General features: G+C 63.3%; 3 protein-coding genes. 2 read left to right on the top strand and 1 reads right to left on the bottom strand.

Features of this window, described 5'->3' with window-relative positions; all coding sequences use genetic code 11:
* Nucleotides 1–41: 41 nt before the first annotated feature.
* Nucleotides 42–2,189, bottom strand: coding sequence for an MMPL family transporter (locus ABH939_RS11275; RefSeq protein WP_082893156.1), 2,148 nt, complete (start codon nucleotides 2,187–2,189; stop codon nucleotides 42–44).
* Nucleotides 2,190–2,332: 143 nt separating this feature from the next.
* On the opposite strand from ABH939_RS11275, the gene ABH939_RS11270 reads away from it, so the two are divergent.
* Both ABH939_RS11270 and ABH939_RS11265 read left to right on the top strand, forming a co-directional pair.
* Nucleotides 2,333–2,917 (top strand): class I SAM-dependent methyltransferase, encoded by a 585-nt coding sequence (locus tag ABH939_RS11270; RefSeq protein WP_391590378.1) that lies wholly within the window; start codon nucleotides 2,333–2,335, stop codon nucleotides 2,915–2,917.
* 85 nt (nucleotides 2,918–3,002) lie between these two features.
* The gene (locus ABH939_RS11265; RefSeq protein ID WP_404649629.1) at nucleotides 3,003–19,712 is read left to right on the top strand and encodes an amino acid adenylation domain-containing protein; all 16,710 of its coding nucleotides are present in this window, start codon (nucleotides 3,003–3,005) and stop codon (nucleotides 19,710–19,712) included.
* The last annotated feature ends 131 nt before the right edge of the window (nucleotides 19,713–19,843 follow it).

Below are 19,843 nucleotides of genomic sequence, written 5' to 3'. Positions count from 1 at the left end.
CCCCTGGGGGTATCAGTAGGACAGTGATGTCGGGTACACGATCAGCCATGCGAGAAGCTGATGTTCGGCAGGACGCGACGCAGCCATGCCGGCGCCCACCAGGCTGCCCGGCCGGTGAGGCGTAGGAGAACGGGCAGCAGCACCAAGCGGACGAGCACTGCGTCCAGGAGGACAGCTACGCCGAGAATGATGCCCATTTCCTTGGGTGGCAAGGGATCTGCGAGCGCAAAGGTGAAGAAGACCGCAACCATCACCGCTGCTGCCGCCGCAATGACCCGACCCGAATGCGCGAGGCCGTCGATGTGTGCGATCGCGGGGTCGCCTGTGCGTTCGTAGTGCTCCTTGGCACTCGAAAGCAGGAATACGGTGTAGTCCATCGCGATCGCAAAGATCATGGCGAAGAAGAAGACCGGACCCCACCCGTTGAGGAAACCCTGGGGGGTGAAGCCGAGTAGGCCTGCTCCGTGACCGTCCTGGAAGATCAGCTTCGCGATTCCGAATGCGGCCCCAGTGGACAGCAGGCTGACCAGCGTGCCGATCAAGGCGATCAAAGGCGCCTGGAGGGCGATCAGCAGCAACAGGAATCCGAGCGTCAGAATCACGACCACGACGATGGGAAGGTAGTCGTCGAGTGCCTGCTGAAGGTCGAGATTTTCGGCCGGAGCGCCGCCGACGAGCGCCGATTCCGGCAGTTGCGACCGAAGGTCGGCAAGGATGGTTTCCATCGCAGGATCTGACGGGTCGACGGTGGGAACTGCTTGCAGCATAACAAGATCGGACCCGTCGGCAGCTTGTTGCGCTGGGGTGACCATGGCCACGCCGTCAACGCTCATGGCAATTCGTGAGGTGTCGGCTGCATCGTCGGCGGACGTGACGATCTGCAACATCCCCGGGGCGCCGTCCCCGAATTGCTGCTGCACCAGTTCATAGCCCTGGCGAACCGGGGCGTCCTCGGGAACCACGGCGATGGAGGGCATTGCCACCTTCAGTCCGAAGACCGGAACAACGAGTGCGATCAGGATGAGTAAGGCGCCGAAGCCGAATGGCCACGGGTGCTTGTGCAGCAATGATGCCCAACCTGCGAACATCGGGGAGCGGTGCTGCTGGCGCTTTGCATACGGTAGAGAACCGCCGTTGACCTTCGCGCCGATCCTGCCGAGCACGGCAGGCAACAGGGTGAGTGTTGCGGCGAGAACGAAGATCACAGCGAGCATGATTCCGACAGCCATCGTGCGTACGGCCGGGGCTGGAACGATGAGAACCGCAGACAAACTGACCAGAACTGTGAGGCCGGAAAGGACCACAGCCTTGCCGGCGGTGTCCATGGTTTGAGCCACGGCGGCCCTTGGATCCGGATCGGCTCGCAATGCATCCCGGAACCTGGCGACGAGGAAGAGTGCGTAGTCGATGCCCAGCGCGAGAGCGAACATCATCGCGAAGTTCATGGCCCACACGGAAATCGGCGTGATCTCGTTGAGGATTACAAGCCCGCCCGCCGAAGCGACCAGGCCCGCAAGCGTCAGCAGTAGTGGTAGACCCGCGGCAACCAGGGAGCCGAAGGCCAACACCATGATCGCGAGAGTGACGGGCCACGACATCATTTCGGCTTTGATCATGGCTTCGTGATTGGCCTTGTTGAAATCGCTCCACAACGCCGACGCACCCGTCGGGTACACCTCGATCGTGTCGGTGGACAAGCCCGTGAGCTTCTTGCCGAGTTCGTCTACCGCGCTGACCATCTCGTCGGTACTCGCGTTGGCGCCCGCGACCATGATGCCGGTATGTCCGTCCGGGCTGATGGTCATACCGGGCTGCGGGGCGATCACTTCGCCGAAGCGAGGGTCCGCGGAAAAGATTTCCGTTGCCGCGGCCAGGGTTTGCTGCATCGACGGATCCGTGATGGGTAGAGAATCCGAGTGAACGACCACTTGTACTGCGGCGGAGGAATTTCCACCGAAATGCTGCTCGGCCAACTCGCGAATTTGCACGGATTCGGATCCGTTTGCCTGCCAACCCGCGCCGGCCAGGGAGGTGAAGACGCTGGGTGCTGCGGCGCCGAGTGCGATCAACGCGATCAACCAGACGCCGACGACGAGGCGGGTGTGAGTCGCCATCGATCGACCGAGACGCGCAAGTATGCCGTCGGCTCGGGTGGGTGGGTCCGCGGTGACTGTTCTGGTCGCTGACATCTTCACTCCTGATGCGGGTGGGGGTATTCCTGTCCGTCACCCTGTATACCCCCAGGGGTATCGATCTGTCACATTCGAGGGTTCTCTATGCTGCTGGGGGACCGTCCGATCTGAAACGGTGAAACGGATATGGGAGAGCAATCATGGACGCACGCGACTGGGACGAGCGATACCGAGCGGCGACGGAGCCATGGGGAGTCGACCCGGCGGGAACCGTCGCAACAAGAATTTCCGATCTGAGACCGGGCACCGCGATCGATCTGGCCTGCGGCGACGGCCGTCACGCGCGGTGGATGGCTGGGCAAGGTTGGTCGGTGACTGCGGTCGACTACTCGTCGGTGGCGATCGATCTGGCACGGGCGAGTGACGGGGACAAGGCTGTCGACTGGCAGGTCGGCGACGCGACCGAGTGGCAGCCGGAAGGGCTGGTTGACCTGGTGTTGGTCAGCTTTCTTCACCTCGAGGTCGACCATCTGGCCGCAACCTTGAAGCGCGTCGGGGAGTGGCTGACGCCCGGCGGACGGGTCCTCTATTTGGGGCATTCCATCGAGAACTTCCATCGTGGTGTGGGCGGTCCACCCGAACCGACCATTCTGCCCGGTATTTCCGATCTCGCTCGCGCTGCGGAGGGATCGAGGGTCTATGCCCTCGAACATGTCGTTCGGCCGCAGGACGGTAAGACAGCAATTGACGTTTTGCTCGAATTCGGTCCGTGGGAACAGGTCTGACCAGGGCGGGAGCGCACCTTCACGTTCCTGGGTAGCCTACCCTAAACTTGCGAGGGTGTTCGTCGTTCGATGAGCATGAACGACGATGATCGGATTCTTGATGTCTGACCACTCTCAGGTAGCTCACCCGGCGGTATCGGGCGGTGCCGATCTGGACGCAGCGCTCCCGGCGACGGCCGCTCAGCGTGAGGTGTGGGTTGCTCAGAACGTGGATCCGAGCAGTCCGGTCTACAACATCGGACTTGTCGTCGAGGTCGACGGCACGATCGACGTCGAGCGCGCGGCAGCGGCGATCGAGGCCAGCGTCGGACGCGTCGAAGCGCTGTTCGTGCACTTCGAGGTCGATGCCGACAACCAGCTGATCCAGGTGCCGATTCCGGATGCGCGCTGGGACGTGGAAATTCTCGACCTTCGGGCCGAGGCGGATCCCGATTCGACTGCGCAGTCGTGGATGGACACCGACATGGCTCGGGTCTTCGGTCCGGACGATCTGCTGTTCCGCCAGGTGCTTCTGCTGACCGCTGACGACCGAGTCATCTGGTATCAGCGCTATCACCACAGCGTGATCGACGGGTACGGCATCTCGCTCATCGTCGCCGACGTCGCCGAGCGATACGACGATCCGAATCTCGGGACTGCCGCGCCGCAGTGGTCACTCGACGCCGTGGTTGCAGCCGATCTGGATTACCGGAACTCTCCGCGATTCCAGACCGACCGTCAGTACTGGGTCGAACGCGTTGAATCGGGACCGGAAGCGACGCGGATTCTGCATGGGCAGGTGGATGATTCGCTGCCGCCGATCTCGGCGATACTCACGCTCGACGCTGATCGCGCGGCACAGCTCTACCGCTATGCGGCCGACGCCGGGATTCGACGAACTCGCCTGCCCATGGCCGCGCTGATCGCGTACATCGCACGAACCACCGGAAAGCACGACGTTGTCGTCTCGGTACCGATGGCCGCTCGGGTGGGGCGCGACATGCGTCGCACTCCTTCGATGGCGTCGACGATTTTGCCGCTGAGTATTCGGGTAGAACGCTCGGAAACCATCGGCCAGTTGGCAACTCGTCTCGACACCGCCCTGGTCTCGATTCTCAAGCACGGGCGGTACCGAGGTGAGGATCTCGCTCGCGACATTCGGGCGATCGATCCCGACCGTCAGGTCTTCGGCCCCGGCATCAACTCGATGATGTTCGAACACACACTCACCTTCGGCGGATGCCCGGTGCGCGTGCGTAATTCGGTAACCGGTCGAGTCAGTGACCTGGATCTGAGTGTGCGCGGTGGTCAGGACGGGGAACCGATCGAGATCGACGTCCGCGCCCCGGCCGGATTCGACAGGGAGTTGGCCGATCACACCGCCAGAATCGAACAGTTCGTCGATCGATTCGTAGCCGAGCCGCAGCTTCCGATCTCGGCACTCGACCCCATGTCGCTCGCGGAGAGAGAACTCGTGCTCCACGGGTGGAACGACACCGCAGAGCCGCAGCCCGTGACGACGGTGCCGGATTTGTTGCGCAGCAGCTTCTCTGCCGATCGGGGCGCTGTCGCCGTGGTCGACGGCGACGTCCGGCTGACTTACGCCGAACTCGAAAGTCGGGTATCGCAGCTAGCAGCGCACTTGATCTCTCGCGGTGTTGCCCTCGAAACCGTTGTGGCGATCGGCCTTCCGCGATCTGCCGAGATGGTGGTGGGGTTGTTGGCCGTCATGTGTGCCGGTGGTGCCTTCGTTCCGCTGGATCCGTCATGGCCTGCCGAACGCCGCGAATCGGTACTTGCCGACGCGGGCGCCACACTGGTGCTCACCTCGGACGGTGTAGACGACTCCGTTCCGGTCGATCTCTCCGCGTGGGCGTACGAGGACGGGCCCTCGGACCTGTCCGAGACAATGACCTCCGACATTCGTATTCACGGTGCCCAACTCGCATACGTCATCTTCACGTCCGGTTCGACCGGACGTCCGAAGGGCGCCATGATCCGCCACGAGGCAATCTGCGCAAGGTTGCTGTGGCAGCGGGAGCGGATTCTCGGGTTCGGGTCCGGCGATGCCTCCTTGTTCAAAGCCCCACTCTCGTTCGACATCTCGATCAACGAGATCCTGCTCCCGCTCGTCTCCGGCGGTCGATTGGTGATCGCGAAGCCCGAGGGGGAACGCGACCCGCAATACCTGCTCGACCTGATCGCCGGAGAATCGGTCACCTTCGCCTACCTGGTCTCGTCCATGCTCGACATACTGCTGGACCTGGCGAACGAGACCGATCAGCTCGATTCGTTGAAGCACGTGTGGTGCGGCGGTGAGGTTCTCACGCCTGAACTCTTCGATCGGTTCCGCGATCAACTGTCCACGACGCTGTATCACGGCTACGGCCCGGCCGAAGCGACCATCGGTGTCTCCCATGTGATCTACCGCGAGGACGCGGAACGAATCGCCACATCCATCGGTCGCCCGAACCCCAACACTCGCCTCTACGTGTTGGACGGCGACTTGCAGCCGGTTCCGATCGGCACCGGCGGCGAACTCTACGCCGCGGGCTTCCTGCTGGGACGCGGATACGTGGGTGCTTCGGCACTGACCGCATCTCGTTTTGTCGCGGATCCCTTCGTCTCAGGTGATCTGGCCGGATCCCGCATGTATCGCACCGGTGACTTGGCCAGATGGACCGACGACGGCACCCTCGACTTCCTCGGACGCACGGACAATCAGGTGAAGATCCGCGGCATGCGCCTGGAACTCGAGGATGTCGAAGCCGCCGTGATTTCGCACCCCGCAGTGCGTCACGTGGCAGTTCTGGTGCGCCAAGCACCAACAGGTGCAAAGTATCTCGCCGCCTACGTGAGCGCAGCGTCGGGGACGAACCTCGCGATCGACTCACGTGAGCTTCGCGAGTGGGCTGCGAGCAAGCTGCCCGACTACATGGTCCCGACCACCGTCACCGTCCTCGACAAGTTTCCGCTCACGGCAAACGGCAAACTCGACCGTCGCGCGCTACCCGAGCCCGATCTCGCCGAACTGAGTGCACATGTCGCTGCGAGAAACGAAGTCGAACAACAGTTCTGCACGTTGATCGCGTCGGCAGTCGGCCTCGATTCGGTCGGCGTTACCGACGACTTCTTTGCACTGGGCGGCGACAGCATCGTCGCGATCTCACTCGTGACCGCGGCTCGTGCTGCCGGTTTGTCGATCAGTCCTCGCGAGGTGTTCCAACTGCGCACCGCCGAGGCTATGGCGCGTGCCCAGTCCTCCCGAGTGGCTGAGATCGTCGACCACGCGGACCAACCGATCGGCCACGTAGCCACGACGCCGATTGCCGCCAGGGTTCTCGGAGTGTCGGACGCAGTACGAACCTTCCACCAGCGAGCGCTGATTCAGACGCCGTCAGCCTTGACGTCCGAGCATGTCCAGGCGGCGCTCGACGCCCTGGTGGCGCGCCACGATGCACTTCGTGCGACGTTGACGCCCGAAGGAAGACTGCTCGTCCCGGAGACAAACGAAGTGGCTGTGGTCTTCGAGACCCGTGCACTACCGGCACCGCTCGAAGAATGCGGACCGCTGATCGTCGCCGAGACCGAGCGAGCTGTCGGCCGTCTGAATCCGGCCGACGGCACGATGGTCAGCGCTGTTCTGTTCCGCCCTGTGACCGGTCCCGGACGGCTGTTGCTTGTCATCCACCACGCGGTGGTCGACGGCGTCTCGTGGCGCATCATCCTCGAGGACCTCGCGCGCGCCGGCATCGCAGCGATGAATGGCGACGAACCCGCACTCGCTCCGGTCGGCACGTCGGTGCGAAGGTACGCCGAACTCGTCTCGGATGCGGTCGGAGCCGGGCGACTGGACTCGGAAATCGAGTTCTGGGACTCGGTGACGTCCGCACAACGGGCATCTCTCGGCCGTCGGGCACTCGACCCGGCAGTTGACCTCGCGCGCACCGCTGCAGCGCGGTCGATCACCCTACCTCCAGAACTTGCAGATCAGCTGTTGGGCAGTGTCCCACGGGCGTTCGGAGCCGATGTGAGCGAAGTGCTGGTCACCGCACTTGCCGTGGCGCTGACCCGTTGGAGCGGTGCCGGATCGGTGACGATCGACCTGGAGGGGCACGGACGCGACGAGGACATCGTTCGCGGTGACGGCGCTGCGCACGTCGACCTGACTCGTACCGTCGGATGGTTCACCACAGTGTTCCCGGTGGCGCTCGAGATCGGTACAGCCGCTCCGGATCTCGACGCGAGCGGCGAGTTGGCGGGGGTTCTCAAGAGCGTCAAGGAGCAACTTCGACGCGTCCCCAACGCCGGCTTCGGGTACGGAGCATTGCGATACCTGGGCAGCTCGGATCAGTTGGGTAGCGTCGCAGCGCCGGAGGTGGTGCTCAACTACCTGGGACGTACTGCCGCAGCGGAGGGGGACTGGTTCCCGGTGTCGATGGACGGTGCTGCCGATCCGTCCATGCCGCTGGGACACGCGTTGTCTGTCGACGTCGTAGCCGAGGACGCCGCCGGTGGACCACGACTGCGAGCCACCCTGACCTGGGCGTCGAACATCTTCCTGCGTAGCGACATCGACAGGTTTGCGCGGTTGTGGCTGGACTCGCTCGAGGCCGTGTCCGGGCTCGCAGCCTTCGGCGGAGCCACACCCTCGGACTACCCTCTGGTGGCGCTCGCTCAGGCAGACGTGGACGGGTTACCGAAGGCTGAAGAGATTCTCCCACTCACTCCGCTGCAGGAAGGGATCTACTTCCATTCGGCGTTTGCCGATCCGGGGGCCGATCAGTATGTCGTGCAACAGGTTGTGGAACTGACCGGAGCCGTGGACAGTGCGGCGTTGCGCCGCGCGCTGCAATCCGTCGTCGATCGGCATGAGGCGCTGCGCACCGGATTCTCGGTCCTGGGTGACGGCCGGGTCGTGCAGGTGGTGCACCCGAGCGCTGTCGTGGAGATGGCGGTAGTCGAGGTGGCCGGCGCCGATGTCGATGAACTGCTTTCCGCCGACCGCGCGCGCGGGTTCGACCTGGCGCAACCGCCGCTCGTCCGTTACACGCTTGTCCGTGCCTCTTCGGAGAAGTACCTTCTGCTGCAGTCGATTCACCATGCGGTCGCAGACGGATGGTCGGTTCCGGTGATGCTGCGGGAGCTGATGGCGTCGTACAGCGTTGGCGACTCCGGCGTGGTGCTCCCGACTCCGGCGCCGTACCGCAGCTATCTCGAATGGTTGGCCGGCCACGATCACGAGGCCTCGGCAGCGGTGTGGAGAGAAGCGCTGAACTCTCCCGGGCCCGCGGTCGAACTTCCCGCGCCGAGCGCGGGCAGCAGCGGCGTCTGTGCCACCCGAGTCGAGCTGTCCGACAGTGATACTCGCGCACTGGCGATCAACGGACGCTCCCATGGCCTGACGCTGAGCACGCTCGTGCACGGCGCCTGGGGGCTGGTGCTCGGCCGAATGACCGGCCGAACAGACGTGCTGTTCGGATCGACCGTATCGGGACGCGGTGGAGACCTGCCCGGGATCGAGTCCATGGTGGGCTTGTTCATCAACACCGTGCCGGCTCGGTTGCGGTTCGATCCGGCAGAGACAGCCGCGCAAGCGCTTTCCCGTTGGCAGAGGGAACAATCGGAACTACTCGACCATCAGTACCTGGGGTTACCCGAACTGCGACGGACCGGCGGACTGGAGCAGGACTTCGAATCACTCGTCGTGTTCGAGAACTATCCACTCGGTGACACGGCAATCGCTGATCCGACGAACTCGGTGCGACTGACGGGAATTCGATTCGACGAGCGACCGGCCTACCCGTTGACCCTGATCGTCGTCCCCGGCGATCGATTGGCGTTGGAGCTCAAGTACGACGCTGCTCAGGTGGACGGCGACGCCGCTGCGTCGCTGGCCGAAACTCTCGCAGTCGTACTCACCGAGCTCTCGCGCGATCTCGATCAGGTCATCGGCCGGATCGCGCTGGCACCCGCACAGCCGGGGAGCGTCGGCACGGCCTTGGATCGGCCGCGCGCAACGCTGACCGAGCTGCTGAAGGATCAAGCCGGGCGTACGCCCGAAGCCACCGCAGTGATCTTCCGTGAAGAGTCGTTGACCTACGCCGAACTTCACTCTCGCGCTGATCGTTTTGCGCATCTGCTGCGCGAACGTGGCGTCGGACGCGAATCGTTGGTAGCGGTGGCCTTGCCTCGCTCTCTTGATCTGATGGTCGCGATACTCGGCATCGGAAAGGCCGGGGGAGCATACGTTCCCCTCGACACCGGCTACCCGGCGGAGCGGCTGACGTACATGCTGGGTGACGCCGATCCTGTGTGTGTCGTGGTGTCGGAAGACTCTTCACTCGATTCGGGTTCGGTTCCGCGGGTGACGGTATCGGAGTCGGCGCAGTTCCCCGCCGATCCGCTGAGTGTCCCAGGATCGCCCGCGGATGCCGCGTACATGATCTACACTTCGGGTTCGACCGGTCGCCCCAAAGGCGTTGTGGTCAACCACGAGGGTGTGGTCAACCGATTGCTCTGGGCACAGCAGATACGTCCGATGGACGTCTCCGACCGGATGCTGCAGAAGACCCCGTCGAGCTTCGACGTCTCCGTTCCCGAATTCTTCTGGCCGTTCCTGGTGGGGGCAACTCTCGTGATGGCCGAGCCGGACGGGCACAAGGACCCTGGCTATCTGGCCGACGTCATCGTCGAACATTCCGTGACCCGAGTGCATTTTGTTCCGTCGATGCTCGACGTGTTTCTCGCGGAGCCGAAAGCAGCACTGTGCTCTTCGCTCGAGATCGTCAACTGCAGCGGCGAGGCACTGCCCGTTCACGTTGCGCGCAAGGTCTCCGAGATCCTGCCGAATACTCTGGTGGACAACCTCTACGGCCCCACCGAGGCCGCCGTCGACGTCAGTTGGCAGCCGTCGGTGCAGGAAACTCCGGCAGACGCCGTCAGCGTCCCGATCGGCGCACCTGCCGCCAACACCGGCCTGTTGGTTCTCGATCCCTACCTGCAGAACGTCCCGGCCGGTGCCACCGGTGAGCTCTATCTGGCAGGGCCACAACTGGCACGTGGTTACCACGGACGTGGGGGATTGACCTCCGAACGATTCGTGGCGAATCCGTACAGCGACGGCGGCTCGCGGATGTACCGGACCGGTGACATCGTGCGGTGGAATGCCGACGGCGTTCTCGAGTACCTCGGCCGTGCCGACGAGCAGGTGAAGGTTCGTGGATTCCGAATCGAACTCGGCGAAATCGAAGCGCAATTGGCGCTGTGCCCCGGAGTCACGGCAAGTGCCGTGATCGTCCGAACCGACGGTCCGAGCAACCGCGCACAGGTGGTCGCCTACCTGGTCGGAGATGCTGATGATGTTGCGGTTCGAGCTCAGTTGTTGTCAGTGCTACCGGAGTTCATGGTGCCAAGTGCCTTCGTGCGGCTCGAGTCGCTGCCGCTGAGCCCGAGTGGCAAGCTCGACCGAAAAGCACTACCTGCACCGGATTTTGCGGCACAGGTGGGCGACTTGACGGGAGTGGTTTCCTCGGGCGTTGCAGACCTCCTCGCCGGGCATTTCGCGACGGTTCTCGGACTGCCCCGTGTCGGGGTGCGCGACGATTTCTTCACTCTCGGCGGCGACAGTATCCTGGCGATCCGACTGGTCAACCTGGCTCGTCGTGATTCGGTAGTGCTGACCCCGCGTCAGATCTTCGAATTGCGCACTCCCGCTGCGATCGCTGCAGCGGTGGGTGATGTCGCCACCTCGGATGCCACCGTCACGGCCGACATCGGCGTGGGTGAGCTGGTTCCGCTGCCGGTGGTTCACCGCTTGTCCGAATGGACGGGTGGTACCGACCGCTTCAACCAGGCAGTTCTGATCCACTCTCCGGCAACATCTCTCGGTTCGATCACCGGCGCTTTGCAGGCCGTGCTCGATCACCACGACGGACTTCGCCAAACCTTGATCCGACATGACCGCGGGATGTGGTCGGCGCGGATCGAGGAACCCGGTAGTGTCCGGGCAGCGAACCTGGTCGAACGCGTTGATGCTCGGGGACTGGATGACTCCGAGTTGCGAAGACTCGTCACTGAGCACTCTGAAACTGCGACCAGTCGATTGGATCCGTCTGCAGGGCGGATGGTCTCGGTGGTCTGGTTCGATTGCGGCGCTGAGAGTCTGGGCCGACTCGCGATAGTCGCGCACCACCTGGTCGTGGACGGGGTTTCCTGGGGAACCCTGCTCGAGGATCTCGCGATGGCCTGGGTGGCAGTCGAAGCCGGAGAGCCCGCCGCACTGGATGCCGTCGGAACTTCGCTGCGTACCTTCTCCCGTACGGTGGCCGAACACGCATACAGTGCTCATCGATTCGCCGAACTCGATCACTGGCTGACCGTGACCGCTCCGGGCGCGCAGTTGATCCCCGACGCCGCGGGCGATGCCGTCGTATCCGGAGGCTCGAGGCGCACGGTCACGGTGGACGGAGCAATCTCCGAGGCAGCACTTGGATCGGTTGCGGCAATGGTGGGTGCCGAGGGAACGGATGTTCTGTTGGCAGCGCTGACGATGTCCGTCGATCGCTGGCGCCGCTCCACCGGCCGCAGTGAGCACGAATTGCTGGTCGATCTCGAACGGCACGGCCGGGAGGAGTTGGTGGCGGGCATCGATCTGTCGCGAACGGTCGGCTGGTTCACCACGATTGCCCCGATGCGACTGCACGGCGGAATCGACCCGGTGGACACGCTACGCGAGGTGAAGGAGAGCCTGCGGGCGGCTCCGGACGGCGGTATCGGCTACGGGATGCTGCGATACGTGAATGCCCGCACGGCATCGACATTGGCGGGGCGCTCCGAATCTCAGATCCTGTTCAACTATCTCGGACGTACGACGACAGCTGGATCGACAGCATGGTCCTTGGCAGCGGAATCCGAAGCCTTGTCCACCGATCCCGACGCAGACATGGGAGGCCCGTACCGACTGATCGTGAATGTCGTCAGCGTGGATTCGGGGCTCCGCGCCGAGTTTGCCTGGGCAAGTGAAGATTTGTCCGAGGAGGACGCGCAGTCACTCTCCGACGGCTGGGTTTCGGCCCTCGGCGATCTGGCGGCTGCGGCCGCGCGTCACGCCGGGCCTCCCATTCTGACCCCGTCCGATGTGACGTTGCTCGACCTGAGTCAGACCGAGATCGACGCGATAGCCGATGCGAGTCCGGCAGGTGTCAGCAGCATCCTCCCACTCTCACCGTTGCAGGAAGGCCTGTACTTCCAAGCCGGCTACGCGGGCAGCAGCGACAGCAGCAGTGGTGGGGACATCTACACGGCACAGTTCTCGATGGACTTCGGGCACACCCTCGATGTCGACAGGTTGGCTGCGGCCGCCCGGACACTTCAACGACGAAATCCCACGTTGCGAGCGGGTTTCGTGAGCGAAGGGCTGAACGAGCCGGTGCAGTTCTTCAGCGCTGGACTCGATGTTCCGGTCGTCGTCCACGATCTCCGTGAACTCGACGACTCGGTTGCTCGTGAGCGTGCCGAGGCCGTCGCCGCCCAAGACCGAGTGACGCCATTCGACCTGACCGCGCCGCCGCTGTGGCGTATGAGTGTGCTGCATCTGCCTGGCGGCCAGGATCGTCTGGTGATCAACAGGCAGTTCCTGCTGTGGGACGGCTGGTCCAACGGCCTTGTCGTCAGTCAGCTTCTGGCGCTTTACGATACCGGCGGCGACGACAGCGCATTCGGCGAACCCGAGGGGTCGTTCGAGACATACCTCGCCTGGTTGGCCGATCGCGACGGTGCAGCCGCCGACGAGGGGTGGCGCGGAGCGCTCGCAGGACTCGAGGAGCCGACGCTTGTTGCCGAGCCGATGCCCGGCGTCGAAGTTCAGCTTCCGGATCGCCGCGATGCGGTTCTGTCGGAAACGCTTTCGCGTGCGTTGCGTGAGCGCGCTGCCGCGTCCGGCGTCACGTTCAACACGGTACTGAATGCAGCGCTGGCCCTCGTGCTGGCGTCGGCCACCGGTCGACAGGACGTCGTCTTCGGCTCCACGGTTGCCGGACGGCCACCGGAGGTACCGGGAATCGACACCGTGGTGGGAATGTTCCTCAACACCGTTCCCGTTCGGCTGCAACTGGATCCGAACGAGAGCGTCGAGGAACTTCTTCGTCGGACACAGGCGGATCGACTTTCGCTGATGCCTTTCGACTACCTCGGTTTGGCATCGATCCAGCGTGTTTCCGAGCATCGTCAACTCTTCGACGTGCTGATGGTCTTGCAGAACTTCGTGGACGAGAGGCAAGTCCACGCGCTCAACGCCGCTCACGACGTGAGTGGAAGCGACAGTATCGATCACACGCACTATCCGCTGACCGTCGTGGTCACACCGGGTGCCACCGTCAACGTCAAGTTCGAGTTCCATCCGCATCTGGTGACCGCGCGCCGGGCCGAGGACCTACTGCGTCACTTCGTCGACCTGCTGCAGAGTTGGTCGCAGGACATGACGGGATCGGTTGTTGCGTCTCCGGTTCCCGCAGTAGCGCAGCAGACGCAGATCCGGGAGTTGCCGGAGCGCACCATTGCCGACCTGTTCGAAGAAGTCGCGTCGGCGCAACCGGACGACACGGCACTCGTGTTCGGGAAGCGCCGGATGACCTACGCCGATCTCGACGGCGAGATCAACCGGATGGCGCGGTTGCTGATCAATTGCGGCGCCGGCCCGGAAAAGATTGTCGCTCTTGGCCTACCACGTTCTGTGGACATGGTCGTCGCGCTCTTCGCGGTATTGCGCACGGGTGCTGCCTACCTACCCCTCGAACTCGACCATCCGGCCGAACGGTTGGCCGTGATGATCGACGACGCGGATCCTGTCGTGTTGCTGACAACCGTTTCGGCCTCACCGAGGTTCGAAGGTGCGGACGTCCGCACTATCGTGATCGACGAACCTGATACAGCAGCAAGGAGACTGACGATCTCGGCGCGGGCACTCTCCGCGTCGGAACTCGGAGCATTCGCCCCGGGGGCACCGCATCGACTCGACCACCCCGCGTACGTCATCTACACCTCCGGTTCGACCGGCAAGCCCAAGGGCGTGGTCACCGGTTACCGCGGCTTGACGAACATGCAGTTCAACCACCGCGAGGCGATTTTCGAACCCGTGATCGCCGCGGCGGGCCGGCGCCTGCGGATCGCGCACACCGTGTCCTTCGCCTTCGACATGTCGTGGGAGGAACTTCTGTGGCTCGTGGAAGGCCACGAGGTGCACATTTGCGACGAAGATCTGCGTCGTGATGCCGAGGCACTCGTTGCATACTGCGACGCACTGGACATCGACGTCGTCAACGTGACACCGACCTACGCGACGCACCTGATCGACAGCGGGCTTCTCGACGACGGTGTGGGACACCACCGCCCGCCGTTGGTCCTGCTCGGCGGTGAAGCCGTTCCGGATTCGGTGTGGAACAGGCTGCGCGACACCGAGGGAACCGTGGGCTACAACCTCTACGGTCCGACGGAATACACGATCAACACGCTCGGTGGCGGAACGTCCGACAGTGACACCCCGACCGTCGGCAAACCGATCTGGAACACCGCCGCGCATATTCTCGACGGCTGGCTGCGTCCGGTCCCCGATGGAGTTGCCGGCGAACTGTACATTGCCGGAGCCGGTTTGGCTCGCGGCTACCTCGGACGCTTCGCGCTCACGTCCGAGCGCTTCGTCGCAGATCCGGCTGGGACCGGAGAACGTATGTACCGCACCGGGGATCTCGTGCGGCGACGCGGTGACGGCAACCTGGACTTCCTCGGCCGCACCGACGATCAGGTGAAGATCAGAGGTCACCGCATCGAGCCGAGCGAAATCGTCTCCGTTCTCGAATCCGACGAACATGTGCGGCAAGCGGCAGTGGTGGTCGACGTCGGGGCAGGTGGAGTCAAGAGGCTCGTCGGCTACGTGACGCCCGTGCGACTCGGCGCCGGGCACGACTACCGCGCGCAGGCGCGAGTTCTCCTACCCGACTACATGGTTCCGGCCGTGGTGATCGAGGTGGAGACGCTACCGATGACCGTCAACGGCAAGCTCGACGTCAAGGCACTGCCCACCGCTGATTCGGTGCTGGGGGAGCGGAGTGGGGAGTCGATCGCACCGCGTAACCACACGGAAGAGGTCCTCTGCGACCTCTTCTCCGACGTACTCGATGTGGGCGATATCGGGGTCGACGACAACTTCTTCGACCTCGGTGGGCACTCGCTTCTGGCCACCAAGCTGATCAGTCGAGCTCGGATCGCCATTCCGAACAGTCTGACCATGCGTGATCTCTTCGAAGCGCCGACGGTGGCGGAACTTGCGGAACGTATTGTGGCCGAGCAGGGAGCGACGCGACCGGTACTGGTAGCGAAGCCGCGGCCGGACCACCTTCCTCTTTCTGCCGCTCAACAGCGATTGTGGCTGATCGGACAGATGGAGGAGAACTCCGCGGCCTACAATTTCCCGATCGTGCTCCGTTTGGACGGCACACTGGACGCGGACGTCTTCGCCGCGGCGCTCGGCGACGTCGTGGAACGACACGAATCCCTGCGTACGGTGTTCCGGTTGGTGGACGGATCGCCGGAGCAGATAATTCTCGAATCGGCGACGATTCCGGTCGAGACAGTTCATCGAGACGAATCCGGTGTCGCCGGTGAAATTGCCGTGGCAGTGGGTCGTCCGTTCGACCTGTCTGACGAGATTCCGATTCGCGCCCGTCTGATCCGAGTAGACGGTGCCGAGGTGGACGGTGCCGTAATCGTCGTGATCGTCCTGCATCACATCACAACGGACGAATGGTCCGATCGGCCATTCCTGCGCGATCTGATGTCGGCCTACTCCTCTCGGATCCAGGGCGAAGATCCAATTTTCGAACCGCTACCGGTTCAGTACGCGGACTACACCCTGTGGCAACGGGAATTACTCGGCAGCGCCGACGATCCGTCGAGCATCCTGAGCACGCAGTTGGACTTCTGGGCGAAGAGTTTGGACGGAGCCCCCGAAGAACTGCTGCTTCCCGCCGACCGGAGTCGACCGGCCAGACCGAGTTTCTCCGGTGGTGCAGTGGTGACACGGTTGGGCGTGGAGACAACTGCTGCACTGCGAGATCTGGCGCGCGAGAGCCGGAGTTCGATGTTCATGGTTCTGCACGCGGCGTCGGCGGCGTTGCTGACTGCGCTTGGAGCGGGTGAGGACCTTCCCCTCGGCGCTCCCGTCGCCGGACGTAGTGAGCAGGGACTCGACGAACTGGTCGGCTTCTTCGTCAATACGATTGTGCTGCGCACGGATACGTCAGGTAATCCGACGTTCCGGGAGTTGGTGGATCGCGTTCGCGAGGGAGATCTCGAGGCCTTCGCCAACGCCGACGTTCCCTTCGAAACGGTGGTGGAGCGCCTCAATCCGTCGCGTACTTTGGCACGTAATCCGCTGTTCCAGGTCATGGTCGGCTATCACAGCCGCGAGGAGATGGGCGGCGATTCGTTCGAACTCGAGGAGTACACGGCCAAGTTCGATCTGGTGTTCAACTTCACCGAGTACCTCGGCGACGAAGGCTGCATCGACGTCCGACTCGAATACGGCAGCGACCTCTTCGATCGCGAAACAGCACAGCGAATTTCGAGCCGATTGGAATCGGTGATCGCGGCAGTCGTGGAATCGGCCGACATCGAGATCGGCGACATCGACATCTTCTTGCCAGGCGAACTCGAGCAAGTTGTCACCTCGTTCAACGACACCGCCGTCGACGTGCCGGAAGAGACGTTCTACGACGCTTTCGCGCGTGGAGTCGTTGCTACGCCCGAGGCGATTGCGGTGCGCGACGAGGCGGGGCAGGCCACGTACCGCGAACTCTCCGAGCAGTGTGATCGGATCGCCGGCGTGCTGTATCGCCGCGGAGTGTCGGTCGAAGACGTGGTGGGGCTTGCCGTCCCGCGCTCGGTGGAAATGGTCGCGTCGGTCCTCGCCGTGCTCAAGCTGGGGGCCGCGTATCTACCCCTGGATTTGAGTCACCCGAGCGAGCGCATCACATACATGCTCACCGATTCCCGCGCCTCGGTACTTCTGTCCACTGCGGAGGAAAGCTCGCGGATCGAGGATGTGGTCGGCGTCGAGCGAATTCTCCTGGACGATCCGCTGATCCGTGCGGAACTGGACGAGGCAGTGATCGTCGAAACTCCCCGGCCACCAGTTGGCGTCAGCCACGCTGCCTATGTCATCTACACCTCGGGATCGACCGGAAAGCCGAAGGGAGCCGTCCTCTCCCATGACGGTATTCCGAGTCTTGTTGCCACAGCTGAGGTTCGGATGCGACTGGTACCGGGTTCGGTGGTGATGCAGTTCGCTTCGGTCGGCTTCGACGTCGCGGTATTCGAGCTGGCGATGGCACTGTGCACGAGCAGCACCCTGGTGATCGTGCCGCAGAATGCACGAGTTGCCGGTCCGGCGCTGACCGATTTCATGACGAGCAATCGTGTCACCCACGCGATCATCCCTCCCTCGTTGCTGGCCGCTCTGCCGGCAGGATGTGAAGTGCCGCAGGGCTGCACCGTGTTGGTCGGAACCGAGACGGTGCCACCGGAGCTGATCGGGCGATGGGCGGAGCGGCTGAATTTGCTTGCCGCGTACGGACTCACCGAAGCCACGGTGAACAACACACTGTGGCAGGCAGAACCCGGTTGGAACGGTCCCGTGCCCATCGGAATCCCTGACCCCAACGAACAGGCGTACGTGCTCGACGATCAACTGCGTCCGGTTCCGCCGGGAGTATCCGGCGAGCTGTACATCGCGGGACGCGGCCTGGCGAGAGGCTATCTGGGCCGATTCGATCTGACGGCGCAGAGATTCATCGCCGATCCCTTCACCGCGGGCGATCGCATGTATCGCACCGGGGACCGCGCGCGGTGGCGCACTGACGGGAACATCGACTTCCTCGGCCGCGTCGACGATCAGGTCAAGATCCGCGGTTTCCGAATCGAGTTGGGCGAAATCATCGGAGCTCTCAGTGCCCATCCTTCGGTGAAGCAGGCAACGGTCGTCGCGGATCGGCAGGGCGAAATCACGCGCCTGGTCGGTTACGTGTCACCGGAACCCGGTGTCGTCGTCGACACGACGGCAGTGCGGAACCTCGCGGCACTGTCGTTGCCCGACTACATGGTTCCGACCATGGTTGTCGCCCTTGACGGTCCGCTGCCGTTGACGCCCAACGGAAAGCTCGACCGCAAGTCGTTGCCCACTCCGGACTGGTCGGAGCTGGCGGGTGATGTTGCTCCTCGCACGGCAGTGGAGTCCACGGTTGCGGCTGCGTTCGCGGAAATCCTGCAGCTACCGAGCGTCGGAGTCCACGACAGTTTCTTCGAACTCGGCGGCCATTCGATGGCTTCGATGAAACTGGTCGGTCGCATTCGGGAAGCGTTCGGCGTGGACGTCAGTATTCGAGACGTATTCGACGCGCCGAGTGTTGCGGAGTTGGCGGCCGTAGTCGCGCGTTCGGAAGGTGGGCGTCCGATCCTGGCGCCGGCGGTGAAACGTCCCGAGACGATGGGTCTGTCTGCGCCGCAACGTCGTCAATGGGAGTTGTTCCGCGTGTCCGGCGCGCAACCGCAAGCAAGCCACGCTCTGGCGCTGACCCTGAAATCGAAGATCGATCCGGAGATTCTCGGGCACGCCTTGGACGATGTGACTTCGCGGCACGAACCCCTGCGGACCACCTTCGTCGAGGTCGACGGCATCGTCGTGGCAAGAGAATCGGTGCGTCCGACTGTCGATGTGGTCGATGTCGGCGCCGGCGATGTGGGTCGAGTGGTGTTCGAACTGGCTCAACTTCCGATGGATCTGCGTGAGCAATCACCGTTGCGGGTTCATCTGGTGCTTGGTGAAGACGGCTCTAGGACACTGCTTCTCGTCATGCACTACATCGCCGTCGACGAGTGGTCAGTAGTGCCGCTGTTGGGAGATCTGGTCTCTGCTTATGCAGCCCGGTCGCAGGGAGATCAACCGGTTTGGGACGAGCTTGCATTGACGTACGCCGATTACACCGTGTGGTCGGACGAGCTGTTGGGAGACCCCCGAGACGTCGACAGCCGTGCGTCGAAGCAACTTGCATATTGGCGGGATGCGCTCGACGGAATACCGACCAGTGTGAATCTTCCGTTGCCGGAACGTGACTCGGAGCCTCGAGGTGACGTGATCGCCGTCGACATCGACGCGGGTCTGCACGCCGGAATCGACGCCCTGGCTGCGCGCACCGGCACGAGTATGTTCATGGTCCTGCAGGCCGCACTGGCCAGCGTTCTCACGAAGGCCGGCGCGGGTACCGATCTTCCCATCGGTTCATTGGTTGCGGGCAGGTCGGATCCCCGTCTCGAACCGATGATCGGATCGTTCTTCAATGTTGTTCTCCTGCGCACGGATACGTCCGGTAGTCCGACGTTTGCAGAATTGCTGGCTCGCATCCGGGAAAACAATCTGGAAGCGCTGAGCAATCAGGACGTCTCATATGTGTATGTCGAGCAGGCGCTGGGTAATCCGGCGTCCATGAGACCTCAGGTGATGGTGATCCATCACCAGCAGGCGGATTTGGACGGGCTCGGCGACTTCGGTTCTCTCGTACCGATTCCGGTGGGAGTGCCCGATGCGGATGTGACGTTGAGTTTTTACGAGCCGGTGGGCGATGGGCCTGTCTTTGCAACTCTCGGGTTCCGTGCCGACCGCGTCGATGCGGGTGCAGTCCGCGTATGGGCAGGTCAGTTGGTCGACGTGATCGAGGCTGCAGTCGCCGCCGAAGGGGATGACGCGAGCGAGGGGGCAAAACTATGACATACGTCGCATCGCTCCGTGGGGTCGACCGCTATACGGGGGCTCACAGTGTTGATACCCTCACCTCATTAAGGGTAGCCTTTGCTACTTACTTCGGGACATCGATTGGCGGCCGTACCAGGTCGTTCCGT

It is taken from the genome of Rhodococcus sp. 27YEA6 (assembly GCF_044908235.1).
In the GTDB taxonomy this organism is placed as follows: domain Bacteria; phylum Actinomycetota; class Actinomycetes; order Mycobacteriales; family Mycobacteriaceae; genus Rhodococcus_F; species Rhodococcus_F qingshengii.
The sequence above is the reverse complement of the archived record's forward strand: the minus strand, read 5'-3'. Positions and strand labels throughout refer to the sequence as shown.

What these genes read in the sequence shown, in the direction of transcription:
- ABH939_RS11275 (WP_082893156.1), bottom strand. Translation starts at nt 2,189, where the DNA reads ATGTCAGCGACCAGAACAGTCACCGCGGACCCACCCACCCGAGCCGAC.
- ABH939_RS11270 (WP_391590378.1), top strand. Translation starts at nt 2,333, where the DNA reads ATGGACGCACGCGACTGGGACGAGCGATACCGAGCGGCGACGGAGCCA.
- ABH939_RS11265 (WP_404649629.1), top strand. Translation starts at nt 3,003, where the DNA reads ATGATCGGATTCTTGATGTCTGACCACTCTCAGGTAGCTCACCCGGCG.